This is a genomic window from Buttiauxella sp. (genome assembly GCF_035271705.1).
In the GTDB taxonomy this organism is placed as follows: domain Bacteria; phylum Pseudomonadota; class Gammaproteobacteria; order Enterobacterales; family Enterobacteriaceae; genus Buttiauxella.
Genome location: NZ_DATERI010000086.1, coordinates 1 through 12,975 on the forward strand (window position 1 = coordinate 1; position 12,975 = coordinate 12,975).

Below are 12,975 nucleotides of genomic sequence, written 5' to 3' on the forward strand. Positions count from 1 at the left end.
GCTCTAATCTCTTTGGTGGAGCAGCGGCCAGTGTCACCCGCCGCAAGCAACAAAAGTTGTTACATGCTGCTCGGTATTGGTTAGCCCGCACATCAGGTAGTTTTGATACTGTGGATTGCCGTTTCGATGTGTTAGCCTTCACCGGCAATGAAATAGAGTGGTTAACCAACGCGTTCACCGCAGATGTTTAAAGTAACCAGGTAAATAAACGTGCTCGAAAGAATCAAAGGCTGCTTCACGGAAAGTATTCAAACCCAGATTGCGGCAGCTGAAGCTCTGCCAGATGCTATCTCCCGTGCAGCAATGACACTGGTTCAGTCGCTGCTCAATGGCAATAAAATTCTGTGCTGTGGCAACGGCACTTCTGCGGCTAATGCCCAGCATTTTGCCGCCAGTATGATCAACCGCTTTGAAACTGAGCGCCCGAGTTTACCTGCCATTGCACTTAATGCTGATAACGTAGTCTTAACCGCGATCGCAAACGATCGTTTACACGAAGAAGTGTATGCTAAACAAGTACGTGCGCTTGGCCAGACCGGTGACGTTTTGCTCGCGATTTCGACCCGCGGTAACAGTCGTGATATCGTCAAAGCGGTAGAAGCTGCCGTGACGCGTGACATGACTATTGTTGCATTGACTGGCTATGACGGCGGGGAATTGGCTGGCTTATTAGGGCCTCAGGATGTTGAAATCCGTATCCCTTCTCACCGCAGTGCACGCATTCAGGAAATGCATATGCTGACGGTTAACTGCTTATGCGATCTGATTGATAATACGTTATTCCCACACCAGGACGATTAAGGAGTACAGATGAAGGCATTTAAGCCACTTGCAGTCCTTTTTACTGCGTTACTGCTACAAGGTTGTGTTGCTGCCGCAGTGGTGGGTACCGCGGCTGTCGCGACGAAAACCGCGACAGATCCACGTACAGTCGGTACTCAGGTTGACGATGGCACGCTGGAGTTGAACGTCAGCAGCGCTCTGAACAAAGACGCGCAAATCAAGAAAGAAGCACGAATTAACGTCTCTACCTATCAGGGCAAAGTCCTTTTAGTGGGCCAGGCGCCAAATACTGAACTCGCTGCACGAGCCAAACAAATTGCGCTGGGCGTTGATGGCACCACCGAGGTGTACAACGAAATCCGTCAAATGGCGCCGATTGGTTTAGGCACGGCTTCATCAGATACCTGGATTACCACCAAAGTGCGTTCGCAATTGCTGGCGAGCGACCAGGTGAAATCAACCAGTGTGAAAGTCACCACCGAGAATAGCGAAGTCTTCTTACTGGGTCTGGTAACAGAACGGGAAGCCAAAGCTGCGGCTGATGTTGCCAGCCGGGTCAGTGATGTAAAACATGTGACCACCGCGTTTACTATTCTGAAGTAACGCAGGACTGACTGTCCTACGAAGGGCGGATGGCGCAAGCTTATCCGCCCTACAAAAACTAAAACCGACTTAAACAATCCATTGCCACCGCTTTAAACCCGTCAAAATCCTTACTGTTTCGCAGCCTCGGCATTGCCCTTTCGCGCAGGAAGGTGACAAACAAATCGTATATCGCCATCGCCTCTTCGTATTCGCTTTTGCTGATTGCCAGCAAGAAGATGACATGCGCCGTTTCATCACCCCAGCTAATGCCCTGCGGAGCAAGCACGGTATAGACTACGGTTTTATTCGCCATCAACCCCAACGAGTGCGGAAGTGCAATACCCTCGCCAAACACGGTGCTGACAATCGCCTCACGCTCGACCACTGACGGATAAAAATCCGCCCCGACAACCCCTTCTTGCTCAAGCTGCTGGCATAGCGTGCTGAACAACTCCTGCTGCGTGATCGGCTCGTTAATGACACGGAAATGGCTGGCATCAAAGAATTTGTCCAGCATATACGGGCGCGTACGATCCACCAGCACCAGCTTACCTAACTGTTCAAGCTGATACTCCGTCGGGAACGGAGCGACCACCACGGTAGGCTTCGCTTTGTCTGTCACTCTGGTGGTAGAGATAACAAAATCTTCCTCAACACTTTCGAGCTGTTCGTAGTCGCGTAGCGAAATGATAGCTGTGACTTCTATCTGCGGATATTTGCGCAGCAACATCGCCTGAATCATGCGCACCGTTGAATTACCGGTATCGCAAACCAACAGCACACGCGGGTTACGCTGATAACCAATGTTGTAATGGCGTTCCAGCCCGACACCAATATGCAGCACCAGGAAACCAATTTCGTTTTCGCTAATGACAAAAGGCGTGTATTTACCCCAACTCGACACTGCCGCAAGCGTCATGTCATATGCCATCGGATAGTGCTGTTTGATATTGCTCAGCAGCGGGTTGGGGATGTTTATTTGATAACGTACGCGGGTGATCATCGTTTTGATATGCGTAAGTAAATCAGCCCGTAATTGCTTATCGGTCAGCAGGTTGTAGTTATAGTTGTTGTTAATGAAACTCAGAATGTAGTTCACCAGTGCTTCGTCATCGTCGGCGCTAATGGCACTCGGTGCCACTTCTTGCACCTGGCGTGAGGCGATATGCACTTGCAGCCACTGTTCTTCCGCTTCCGAAAGTGGTTTACCGGCCAGCATCTGTAACAGCACGGTGATTTGCTTCGCGGCTTCGCGTACGGCCTCATCGACATTGTCGGCGCTAAACTCCGGTAGCGGGTAGCCTTCACTAATACGCCGCACCGCAACGGCGCAGTACAAACGAATAAACTGTTCACCTTCATCAGTCAGGCGGATACGGCAGCGCGTGAAACAGTTGTGCAACTCTGCTGCCAGTAGTTCCGGCACACCAGCATTAAGCGACTCTTCAGTCAGTAATGGATTATCACTGTCTTCTTGCGTTAGCTGCCAGAGCAGTTCGGTGAGGCAGGCGCGTACCGACATTTCGCTACCAAACAACTTCATGCCGTGGCGCGGGCGCGTTTCAATGGTCAGATTGTAGCGAGCGAGCCAGTCGCGCACTTCTGCCATATCACTTTGCAAAGTCGCACGACTAACAAACCACTCTTCTGCCAGATCTTCGAGTTTTAAAGAGAATGCGGATGTCAGAAAGCGCACCACCAGATAATGCACCCGTTCCGGCGAGTTACGTGGGATGCGCAGCTGGCGTGAAGGCTGCTGCTGAAGCACCTGGTAGAGTGCCATGTCGGTAATGTTGAGTTGGTAACCTGCGCCGCGATTCAGAACAAATTGCGCGCCATGCCCGGCCATTAATGCATTTAAGGCAGTGATATCCGCACGCACGGTGCGCGTAGAAACAGTTAAACGCCGCGCCAGTTCATCCTGGGGCAGTGTCTCGTTTTGTAGCATCTCAAACAACTGAGCCAGACGTTGGTTTGGGAATCTCACTGCTGTTTCCTTTCGTTAATCGGGCGGGATTAGCGCCCGCTACACTTAGCCAACCCACTTCTTCGTCATATCCAGCAAAGTACGCACATCTTCCGGACGGGTGTTACCGCTCGCTTTATCAATGATCGAGCTGTAAATATGCGGAATGATTTTGCTCACTCCCGCGTCCAGAGCGATCTTGAGGATCTCCTCATAGTTTTCCAGATCGATACCGCCTGTCGGTTCGAGCCAGAAATCGTATTTTGCACAAGCACGGGCAACCGCTTCAAACTCTTCACGGCATTCCAGCCCCCCCATCGGGAAGTATTTGATGGAACTGCCACCCATATCTTTCAGCAACTTAATCGCCGTTTCGACGGGTACAATACCTTCCGCTGCACCAGAACTTAGCGGGCCGGTGGATATTTTTACCCTGCCGACCGTTCCGGTTGGAGAGACCAGGCCGTTTACCACGCTTTCGCTTTGCCCAAGTAACGCACGGGAAGTCCCCACACCGGTAAACACCTGGTTTACATGCTGTGGCTGCACCTGACGCGAGATTTCGCTGACCATCGCTGACTGGTTCGGGTCGCCCGCACCCAAGCCCACGGAGAGTGCATTCTCAATCAACGCCGCGTACTCGCGCATATCGGCTACGGCACTGGCAACATCCGGATAGTTTTTGGAAAGCACACCGACCAGCACGTGACCTTCTGCTGCCTGATAAATCTCTTTTGCGTTCTCTTTCGAGCCCGCCAGCACGTTCAGGCAGACACGGTCACGGTAAAAATTCGGGGTCAGTTTCATGCCTGCTTCTCCTTGCTTACCAATGCTTTAATGCTGTGATAAATAATCTCTAGCTGTTGTGGGCTCACGCTGCGCACATCGGCTTCGATAATTCCTTCATTGGCCTTGTAGCCACGGAAGAATATCGCATACTCGCCCTGTTTGAGCGCACTCACTAATTCCACCGTACTGATGCCAATCACGGCTTCGTTGAACTTGATTTCAGTCCGCGCGATGTCGCGACCAGCGGCATCCCACACGACACGGGCGTTGATGCCATCAAGGGTGTTGAGGCTATCGATAAACGGCGTCATTTTTTCCGACATTTGTGCGCCACTTTCTTTTGCTGCCGTCAAATAGTGCTCGATGGCGCAAGTCAGGCCAAGAATACCTTCTTTGCCGACTTTCATAGCACGGCCAATGCCGTTGGTTTGCAACTTCACCCACTCGACATACTGCGCTTTGCCAATCACCAGGCCACTGGTTGGGCCTTCAATGGCTTTAGCACCGCTGTAAATCACCAGATCTGCACCGGCACGGTAGTAACACTCCAAATCTTCTTCCGCCGCCGCATCAACAATTAATGGCAGGTTATGCTTGCGAGCCACTACAACCGCCTGCTCAACGCTGAGCATACTTTTCTGCACCGAGTGGTGTGATTTGATATACAGAATGGCGGCGGTGCGCGGGGAAATGGCTGCGGCCAGTTGATCGGCAGAACATTCATTGGCGTAGCCCGCTTCAACGACTTTGCCGCCGCCGAGATAAACCATGGTGCCTACAGGCGCGCCGAAGTTTACGTTGTGGCCTTTTGGCAACACGATTTCGTTGTTCTCAAGCGGTGTGGCATGCAGGTTTTCAATCAGCCAGGAATTATCTTTTACTAACACTGCCGCCACGGATTGCGCGATTCCCGCAGAGGCGCAAGACACCACGGTCGCCGCTTCAACATCGAGCAATTTTGCGATGTATTCCCCCGTTTTGTTCACCAGGTCTTTCATTTCAAAGTAGTGATTCATGCCGGTGGTCACCGCTTCAACCACTTCAGCACGGGGAGTAGAAACCCCCAGCGCAGTCATGCGGCCAGATGCGTTAATGACTTGTTTTAAATTGTATTTTTCATAAATAGAAGACATGTTATTTTTCCTCTTTTTCGGAGTCAAACCACTTCCCGGCACGCACCGCGGCGAGCGCAATAAGTAACTGCTCGCCCTGGAGTGTTTGACTTTCTGAGTCGGTAAATAGCATCGGCTGGCGACGCAAGGCAAAAATGGTCAAGTCGCCATCAAGCCCCACCGATAGGCGCCCTTTGTTTGCCAGGCGCAGTCCATCGGCTGCATGAGCAGTAACACAATCAATGACTTGTGGCAGAGACATACCAATAGAAAGGAATTTAGACATCACCACGCCGAGGCTATGCACCGGGCCGTTAATGCGGTTGCGGCAATAAATATCTGAGCTGATGGTGTGCGGCAAAATGCCTTTGCTGATAGCGATTTTCGCCACTTCGAAGCTAAAGCTTGCGGTACCGTGGCCAACATCGAGGCGCACGCCACGCGAAATCGCTTTGGAAATTGAGGCTCGCAGTTCACCCGCAGGCGTCAAAATACGGTTGGGTTTGCCGTTATAGCAGTGGGTAATGATGTCACCACTCGTCAGCAAATCGGCAATTTCATTGAGATCTGGCGGGTTATTACCAATGTGCACCATCAACGGTAAGTCACCGTTTTCACGCTGGATTTCTTTAGCTCGCTCCAGCGGTTTGATGCCGTTTTCTCCCACCACGCTACTGCTCATGCGCGCTTTGATACCCACGATAAAACCTGGATGACGCTGCACCGCGTCGCGCACGGCAACTTTGTCGATATTCGCCATATCCGACAGTTCGTTTTGCGCGATAAGCCCCACACGGGAGATGTTCAGCAACGCATAAACGTCGGTCGCGGCTTTGCGCGTCAGCTCGTAGAATTCGTCAATGTCATCAGCACCGGTACTTCCGGCATCAACCACGGTCGTCACCCCCGTATGAATGCCGATGCTGTCAGGTTCGTCATGATAAATAGGGGATTTTTGGTAACAGTGAACGTGAGAATCAATCCAGCCCGCGCTGACATAGTATTCGCCGTTAAGCTGGCGTTCTTCGCGAGCTTCACCGGTTACCTCGCCCAACGCAGCAATCTTGCCGTCTTTGAGCGCGATATCGATAACGGTATCGTCCACCAGGCGTGCGTTGCGTAGGATTAAGTCGAACATATTATTTCCTTCAGAAAGATTCCAGAAGCCGGTTATTAGGGGTAATTCAGGGAGTGGGTGCAGTACTGAACCCCCAACCCTGAAGTCACCCCGGGTATCTCCGGTTTCCCGCTAAGGCCTATAAAGCAATCGGGAAAAATGCCCCAAAGATCATCGCGCCAAGAATTGCGCCACCGGTAATCGGTTTGTTCCACAGGTAAAACAGCAGTGAACCAATCAGAGAGCCGATACCAATCGGGATAGAAGCAGTCATCGCGCTCAGGATGATCAACGGCCCAAGGAAGCGACCAGAAGCATTACCCGCTCCCATCATTACATCTGCGCCATACGTCGAATTGCTCTGGTTGATGGTGAATTTACGCGCAAGTATTATCACGTAACCAATCGCCACCCCAATCGCCAACCCCGTGACCAGAGACGCCGCGAAGTTCGCTACCGGGAAAACAATACCCGCCCCCAGTAACAACGCTGGAACGCCCAGCCCGACACCGGTTTGAATCGCACCGCCGATATCCAAAATCCCGACCAGCGAACCTTCGATGATGCGGGCGAACAGGAAGCTGGCGCCAAACGCGGCCACCGCGCCATACACGCCGGTATCAATCCCGGTACGCAGCATTGCAACAAATGCCACTTCGTTAAATGCACCGATGCCGTACAGGTAATACATGTGTGTCCCGGCAAACACGCCGGAAGAAAGCAGGCCAACAAAAATCGGGAAAGACCAGTCGGCGTACCAAAAACCTTTATTCTCTTCCATCACAGGCTCCGTTATTTTCCGCTTAGCGCTTTCCGCTCAATGAATTGTGAATCAGATCCAGCCAGTTCGGCACGGTCAGATGGAAGGATTCAAGAGTCTTAATGTCGAAGCCACGGAAGAAGCCGCTCAGAACAAACAGCGCCACAATCGCAACCATCATCACTTTGGTCACGTGGTTCCAACCGCTTTCTTCCACACCTTTACCAATCAGGATGCCGAGCACCAGGCCAGGAACGGCGTTGCCCATAATCAACTGCGCACAGCCGCCGAAAATCGTGGCCCAGAAGCCTGATTTCTTACCGGCATCAATCGCCGCCAACCAGAAAATAACCGGCATCACGGTGTTAACCAGTAAATTCGCCGCAGGCACCAGAACCTTGACCGCTGTGACCTGTAATGCCGCGGGAACGGCAGAAGCAGTCGTGTTAAGGAAGGCCACCACAATCATGCCGATGACGCCGCACGCAATAGCCATCTTGCGCGGATCATGTAGGGTTTCAGCGACGTTGCGGTTTTTCACCATCAGCGCAGCAGCTCCCCAGTTTGGGATAATGCGATGGTCAACATCCTGGGTAAACGCACCCGCAGCGACCGAAGAAGCCCACGCGTTAAAAAAGAAACCTAGCCCGAACGAGAAGTGTGAAGCCGGATCACCCTCGCAGGAGTTGAGCTCACCCAGAGTACGAAATGCGCCCATCCCTTGCGTGGTTGGCGCATGAAACATACGAGCAGCCCCGGCACCAACCCCTACGCCAACCAGACCACCAATAATTAGCGATTTTATTAATATAATTAAGAACATGCGTATGCCCTTCTCTTTTCATTGATTATGTATGCCCTAAATCATTTGAGTTGCAGGAAGGCGACAAGCTCGTTTATCCCCGGGAGCTTACTTAAGTAAGTGACTGGGGTAAGCGAGTGCAGACAACACACCTGCGGCTCGAAGGATGACGGGTATTTTAGGATGTGAAGAAGTCCACTTTGTCCATATTGATGGCCGTAACATTGACGGAAACATCCAGCTCCACGCTGAACATTTGTTTTTCGCGCTTCAGAAAGAAGAACAAAAAGGCCTCTTTCTTCACCTGGACTCGCGCCTGAACAACCTGCACATCCTGTGGCTCAATACGCAGTAAAATATGGGGAGACGATTTCAGAACCGAGCCCTGAACATGATTCAGGGCGTCAGCAAAGGCTTTGGCTTTAGTATCGCCGCGCCCCTTCACTCTCACCGTTTCTGAGAAGTGTTCTTTCATACTCACTTACCGTACTTCTTGGCCCAGGCCAGCACCAGGCGCTCGCCCAGCTCTTCTTTATCCATAAAGCCGAAGCCCAGCACATTGTTGCCTTCATTGATGGCGGTGACGCCCTCTTCCACTGAACGCATCCCGTACTTGGCTTTGTAACCGTGTTTGGTTTGTGCAGTGATAGCGCCTGCACCGCCGCTGCCGCAGAAAGAGATACCGAAAGTGGCATTTTCTGCTTTCATCACGTCGCCCAATTTCATATCAGCGGCAACACCAGGAATAACCACTGCGCGGCCACCCGCTTTCTCAATCCCTGCAGCCACTTTCTGACCTTTGCCCAGGCGGTCGCCAATTACTACGGTAATTTGTTCCATCGTTAACTCCTGATTATTCAAAGATTGTCTTTCGCGACTTCAAAATGCACTGACAACAACCACGCTTCTTCAATCGGTAAATTGCCAAACTGTTCCACCACCTCTTTCGCCATATCTAGCGAATCAGCAGAGATTTCATCAAACAGACTCTCTTCAACTTCTGGCAACGGTTCACCGGTCAGTGACCGATGCGCCATGGCTCGAACATGAGAAGCCAGCATCTGTTCTTGCACCGCGTTCGGCGTGATGTTTCTGTTATTTAGCAGCGTATTGATAAACGCCAGCACCCGTTCAGTGAGCTGTGTAACCTCGGTACTCCCGGCTTCATTAACCATTACCGCTCCGTTATTCACACTACGTACCTCTTCGCTGTTAGGCTTTTAAGGTATCGGGTGGTGTTAATGGTTTGTAGCGAGTTGTTTTCCACTTAGAAGTGGAAATCGCAGCCTCAATAGTGATATGCCCCACAAAAAGTGGCCTGACCGTGATAAATCGCTGGTTTAATGTGATAACGCTCACGTATTGATGAGGCTAACCCCATCACTCACAGTGATATTTTTTGAGCGAAATTGTGATGTGAGGGTGGTTTTTGGGGAAATATTGGAAAGGCTTATGGTGGGGGTGATGAGTCGATAACCCGTAGCCAGTTGGAAGGCGCAAATACGACAACACTGGTAGCGCGTAACATGATGGGATGGACGCCACGTATTTTCCTGAATATCAGGCCAACATCCTAAAATGGGCAGTGACGAAGTATCTCGATTTCATCCATGAGACCCTTCACCGCCGCGCAGCCGTCGATCATCTGCTGACCGGTCGGGTGCACTTTCCCGCCTGTTACCCCGTTATTTCGCTCCGAAGTCATGGATACTGTAGATACTGTTCTTCTTTCCGAACTTGCGTACCAAATACTTCCACCGCATTCCTGCCGCCCTTCTTGGCCCGGTACATGGCCTCATCGCCAGAGTGCAGTAAGTCGCGCATATTATCCGCCTGGTTGGGGTACATCACTACGCCGATACTCGACGAAATATCCAGTTGCACGCCATTGTCCATGACAAACGGCTTTTCAAGCATGGCCCGGATTTTCTCAGCGACCAGAACAGCATCGTTTGTGTGGTGAATATCAGGCAGGAGGATGACAAATTCATCGCCCCCAATGCGTGATACGGTATCAGATGTGCGCAGTACCGCACTCATGCGGGCTGCTACCTGCTTCAGTAGCCAGTCACCCGCCTGATGCCCGTGCTGGTCATTGACTGCTTTGAACTTGTCCAGGTCAACAAACAGCAGTGACAATATGCGGTGTTCCCGTTTTGCCAGCACGAGCATCTGGCCAAGCCGGTCTTCCATCATCCGGCGGTTGGGCAGCCCGGTCAGTTGATCGAAGAATGCCATGTTCCGGATAGCTTCCTCCGCCGCTTTACGCTGCGTGATGTCCGCCATGACGCCAATGATGCCCGCTACTTCACCACTGTTGTCGCGGAATACCGCCCTGTTAAACAACACGTCCCGTAGTGATCCATCGCGGTGCACCACTTTAGCGTCATACACCTGGGAGTGCGGGTGGTCGAAGAGTGCGTTATCTGCCGAAAAGCTGATTTGGGCCAGTCCCTGGGGCCAGATATTAAAAACATCCTTGCCAAGTATTTCTTCGCGTGACTTTCCGCTGTATTCCTCAAACTCCCTGTTACACATCAGATAGCGTCCAGCTCGGTCTTTGGCGAAAACCGGGCTGGGAATGGCATTAATGAGGGTTTGGGAAAGCAATAACTGGTTGGCGAGTTGCTCCTGGGCCTGAGACAGTGCATCCTCCGCGGCCTTCCGCTTGGTAATGTCGCGGGAACTGCCCACAATGTGAGTCGGCTGAGATGGACTGCCCATGATAGTGGCCACCACCTCAATCGGGACGCTATGACCCTCCCTGTGCAAGACCTCCGTCTCGAACTGGATGAAACGGCCCGTCATATCACCGGCGTTAATACGTCGAAAATGTTCTGCCAGAATATCGCGACACATGGCAACGGAGTCCGGTGGCATCAACGCATCCAGATTCTCACCGGACAACTCTTCCGGCTTCCAGCCACGCAATCGTTCTGCCGAAGGGCTTATATAGCTGTACTGCCACGTGGGATATTGCAAAGCCCAGATGACATCGTTGCTGTTCTCCGTTATCAGGCGATACAGTGCCTGGCTTTCCTGCAGAGCCCCGGCCAAACGCGCACGTTCAATGACAATTTGAGCGAGCCGAGCGTAGTCCGCCAGCAAGGCAAGGTCTTGGGCATCAGGTGTTGCAACCTCCCGATGGTACAGAGTAAAAACACCGAGGACTTTTCCCTCATTGTTTTTAATAGGCTGGGACCAGGCAGCATTAATGCCGAAATTGAGCGCCTCCTCACGCAACACCCTCCAACGAGGATCGGTGGCTGCATCCTCTATAATAATGGTGTTACCACTGCGAATGGCCGCTGTAGCTGGGCCATTCAACTCCTCAATCGGCAGATGTGCCGTAGTACTCAGCCACTTTTCGGGCAAATTGGGAGCAGAACAACCCGCCAGTTCCTGCCCACTGTCAGAAACCAAAAGTACGGCGCCAGACATGCCAGGACGATAGTTATTGATGATGCGCAGCATGGCATCAAACACCTCAGGCAGAGTGGCATTCTGGCTCAGCATCTCCAGTACCTGGTTGTTCAGCCGCAGGGCGTGGTTGTCCGCCAACAGTTTCTTCCCGGCAACCGGGCAGGTGAACAACGAGCCAATGAAAGCACGCAGACGCGCAACAGAAAACCTCATATCAACCTCCAGCCTATGCAAACACCCATCATCCGTGACAAATAAGCTCCTCCAGTAACAAGCAAGATTGATAACTATGATTTCAGCTCAGGACTGGCTGAATTGTTAAATTGTTGACGCGCACTATAAATACTTACAAACAAAAAGGATATATACAATCCAGCTCATTAACATTGTGAATACGATTGTGCGCCGTAGCGGTATAAACCGAACGTCTGGATGCCATCGGTAGAGGTATGCGTACGACCAAAACCAATAATAATCAAAAACAAAAATAGTTTACATAAGTGCACACTTGGCATAGGCTAAAAACATAACCATCACCCCACTCAGCGCTGAGCTCATCACTCCGCGCTTTTTGCACATCAGGAGGATACATGGCCAATACAACCCAAAAAGCCCATGAAAATGGCGCCATTGACCCCAGCAAGGCTCTACCAGTGGTGTTCCGCATCCTGGACAAATGGCAATGCAACACTGACGAACAACTGAAGTTACTCGGCATCTCATCTCGTTCAACATTGAACAAATACAAGGAATCAAACGGAGGGATTCGCTTAAGTGTGGATGCTCAGGAGCGAATGAGCTACATCCTCAATATCCACAAGTGCCTGCGCCTCATGTTTACCGCAGACGACAGTATCTATGGCTGGGTGCGCAAGCCCAACAGTCACCCCTTCTTTGCCGGGCGCAGTGCCATGGACATAATGAATGGTGGCCGCGTGGCTGATTTGTATGAAGTAGCCACACGCCTGCACGCTTGGCGCGGGGGAATGGCCTGATGCAAGAATCGCCGCTGATAGAACTCAAAGCCGCTCGGGCCTACCGGATCATCCCGAGCCGCTACCCCCCCATAGATCTTTATGAAGATGTGGCTAATGAGGATGAGCTAGAGGCGGTCTGGGCTATTGAGGCACTGACAAACGATCGGCTAAGGGAAAGTGTGGGCGATCTATCCCTGGTACCGAAAGAGGATTGGTTAGTTGGGTTGCATGGCGGCAGCTATGTCATGGCCGCTTTTACCTATATCAACCCGGAAGGAGCCCGTTTCACCACGGGTGATTTCGGCGGCTACTACTGTGCTCCCTTGCTCGATACGGCCGTTAAAGAGACGGTTTACCATCAAGAGCGGCTCCTCGGCTACACCAACGAACCCGCCCAAAAGATCCAGATGCGGGTACTCTATACCGAATTCAGCGCCAAACTGGCCGATATTACTGGCGAGGCGTTTTTGTCCACCCCCCTCTATCACGCCACCGACTATAGCCAGTCTCAATCCTTTGCCCTGGCGCAAAAAAACAAAGGGATGGACGGCATTCACTATCGTTCGGTACGCCACAACGGCCGCAACTGTCATGTCCTCTACCGCCCCCGACTGGTAACCAAGATCCATCAAGCCCAGCATCTGGAGTACCACTGGAACGG

The 12,975-nt window shown here is 51.8% G+C and carries 15 protein-coding genes and 1 pseudogene; 6 read left to right on the plus strand and 10 right to left on the minus strand.

All coding sequences use genetic code 11. The annotated features are described in order from the left end of the window. The 3 genes from VJY99_RS07800 to dolP all read left to right on the plus strand — a co-directional run. Positions 1-191: YraN family protein (locus VJY99_RS07800; RefSeq protein WP_324117485.1), on the plus strand; the 191-nt coding region annotated here is incomplete at its 5' end. Positions 192-210: 19 nt separating this feature from the next. After that, a complete protein-coding gene (gene diaA, locus VJY99_RS07805) occupies positions 211-801 on the plus strand; it encodes a DnaA initiator-associating protein DiaA (RefSeq protein ID WP_324117486.1) in 591 nt (196 codons plus the stop codon). 9 nt (positions 802-810) lie between these two features. Further along, positions 811-1,386 carry a division/outer membrane stress-associated lipid-binding lipoprotein gene (dolP, locus tag VJY99_RS07810; RefSeq protein WP_324117487.1) on the plus strand — a complete coding sequence of 192 codons (576 nt, stop codon included), beginning with the start codon at positions 811-813 and terminating at the stop codon, positions 1,384-1,386. A 58-nt stretch (positions 1,387-1,444) separates the two neighbouring features. Here the strand turns inward: dolP and VJY99_RS07815 are convergent, their stop codons facing one another. From VJY99_RS07815 to VJY99_RS07855, 9 genes are all read right to left on the minus strand, one after another. Continuing rightward, positions 1,445-3,355 carry a BglG family transcription antiterminator gene (locus VJY99_RS07815; RefSeq protein WP_324117488.1) on the minus strand — a complete coding sequence of 637 codons (1,911 nt, stop codon included), beginning with the start codon at positions 3,353-3,355 and terminating at the stop codon, positions 1,445-1,447. Between the two features lie 45 nt (positions 3,356-3,400). Then, on the minus strand, positions 3,401-4,141 hold the full coding sequence (gene dagF, locus VJY99_RS07820) for a 2-dehydro-3-deoxy-phosphogluconate aldolase (RefSeq protein ID WP_324117489.1): 741 nt from the start codon (positions 4,139-4,141) through the stop codon (positions 3,401-3,403). Continuing rightward, complete coding sequence (locus VJY99_RS07825; protein ID WP_324117490.1) at positions 4,138-5,256, minus strand: DgaE family pyridoxal phosphate-dependent ammonia lyase; 1,119 nt, start codon at positions 5,254-5,256, stop codon at positions 4,138-4,140. The genes dagF and VJY99_RS07825 overlap by 4 nt, the downstream gene beginning before the upstream one ends. Before the next feature lies 1 nt (position 5,257). Next, positions 5,258-6,373: an amidohydrolase/deacetylase family metallohydrolase gene (locus VJY99_RS07830; protein ID WP_324117491.1), complete on the minus strand. Its 1,116-nt coding sequence runs from the start codon at positions 6,371-6,373 to the stop codon at positions 5,258-5,260. Positions 6,374-6,491: 118 nt separating this feature from the next. Then, positions 6,492-7,133 (minus strand): DUF4310 family protein, encoded by a 642-nt coding sequence (locus VJY99_RS07835; RefSeq protein ID WP_324117492.1) that lies wholly within the window; start codon positions 7,131-7,133, stop codon positions 6,492-6,494. 22 nt (positions 7,134-7,155) lie between these two features. Then, complete coding sequence (locus VJY99_RS07840) at positions 7,156-7,935, minus strand: DUF4311 domain-containing protein (RefSeq protein ID WP_324117493.1); 780 nt, start codon at positions 7,933-7,935, stop codon at positions 7,156-7,158. 157 nt (positions 7,936-8,092) lie between these two features. Beyond that, positions 8,093-8,389 carry a DUF4312 family protein gene (locus VJY99_RS07845; RefSeq protein ID WP_324117498.1) on the minus strand — a complete coding sequence of 99 codons (297 nt, stop codon included), beginning with the start codon at positions 8,387-8,389 and terminating at the stop codon, positions 8,093-8,095. A 2-nt stretch (positions 8,390-8,391) separates the two neighbouring features. Then, complete coding sequence (locus tag VJY99_RS07850) at positions 8,392-8,754, minus strand: SFCGS family glycine-rich protein (RefSeq protein ID WP_324117494.1); 363 nt, start codon at positions 8,752-8,754, stop codon at positions 8,392-8,394. Positions 8,755-8,771: 17 nt separating this feature from the next. Beyond that, on the minus strand, positions 8,772-9,089 hold the full coding sequence (locus VJY99_RS07855) for a glycine dehydrogenase (RefSeq protein WP_324117499.1): 318 nt from the start codon (positions 9,087-9,089) through the stop codon (positions 8,772-8,774). A gap of 288 nt (positions 9,090-9,377) precedes the next feature. On the opposite strand from VJY99_RS07855, the pseudogene VJY99_RS19665 reads away from it, so the two are divergent. Continuing rightward, positions 9,378-9,461, plus strand: a pseudogene (locus VJY99_RS19665) (hypothetical protein); the annotation flags it as partial. A 154-nt stretch (positions 9,462-9,615) separates the two neighbouring features. Here the strand turns inward: VJY99_RS19665 and VJY99_RS07860 are convergent. Then, positions 9,616-11,550, minus strand: a complete 1,935-nt coding sequence (locus VJY99_RS07860) for a diguanylate cyclase (RefSeq protein ID WP_324117495.1) — start codon at positions 11,548-11,550, stop codon at positions 9,616-9,618. Between the two features lie 377 nt (positions 11,551-11,927). Between VJY99_RS07860 and VJY99_RS07865 the strand changes: the two genes are divergently transcribed. Together VJY99_RS07865 and VJY99_RS07870 are read left to right on the plus strand one after the other, a co-directional pair. Further along, on the plus strand, positions 11,928-12,332 hold the full coding sequence (locus tag VJY99_RS07865; protein WP_324117496.1) for an MbcA/ParS/Xre antitoxin family protein: 405 nt from the start codon (positions 11,928-11,930) through the stop codon (positions 12,330-12,332). Next, positions 12,332-12,975: RES family NAD+ phosphorylase (locus VJY99_RS07870; RefSeq protein WP_324117497.1), on the plus strand; the 644-nt coding region annotated here is incomplete at its 3' end. The genes VJY99_RS07865 and VJY99_RS07870, both read left to right, overlap by 1 nt.

Coding starts and splice junctions, on each gene's coding strand:
- dolP (WP_324117487.1), top strand. CDS start 811: ATGAAGGCATTTAAGCCACTTGCAGTCCTTTTTACTGCGTTACTGCTA.
- VJY99_RS07850 (WP_324117494.1), bottom strand. CDS start 8,754: ATGGAACAAATTACCGTAGTAATTGGCGACCGCCTGGGCAAAGGTCAG.
- VJY99_RS07835 (WP_324117492.1), bottom strand. CDS start 7,133: ATGGAAGAGAATAAAGGTTTTTGGTACGCCGACTGGTCTTTCCCGATT.
- VJY99_RS07845 (WP_324117498.1), bottom strand. CDS start 8,389: ATGAAAGAACACTTCTCAGAAACGGTGAGAGTGAAGGGGCGCGGCGAT.
- VJY99_RS07855 (WP_324117499.1), bottom strand. CDS start 9,089: ATGGTTAATGAAGCCGGGAGTACCGAGGTTACACAGCTCACTGAACGG.
- VJY99_RS07825 (WP_324117490.1), bottom strand. CDS start 5,256: ATGTCTTCTATTTATGAAAAATACAATTTAAAACAAGTCATTAACGCA.
- dagF (WP_324117489.1), bottom strand. CDS start 4,141: ATGAAACTGACCCCGAATTTTTACCGTGACCGTGTCTGCCTGAACGTG.
- VJY99_RS07860 (WP_324117495.1), bottom strand. CDS start 11,550: ATGAGGTTTTCTGTTGCGCGTCTGCGTGCTTTCATTGGCTCGTTGTTC.
- VJY99_RS07840 (WP_324117493.1), bottom strand. CDS start 7,935: ATGTTCTTAATTATATTAATAAAATCGCTAATTATTGGTGGTCTGGTT.
- VJY99_RS07830 (WP_324117491.1), bottom strand. CDS start 6,373: ATGTTCGACTTAATCCTACGCAACGCACGCCTGGTGGACGATACCGTT.
- VJY99_RS07865 (WP_324117496.1), top strand. CDS start 11,928: ATGGCCAATACAACCCAAAAAGCCCATGAAAATGGCGCCATTGACCCC.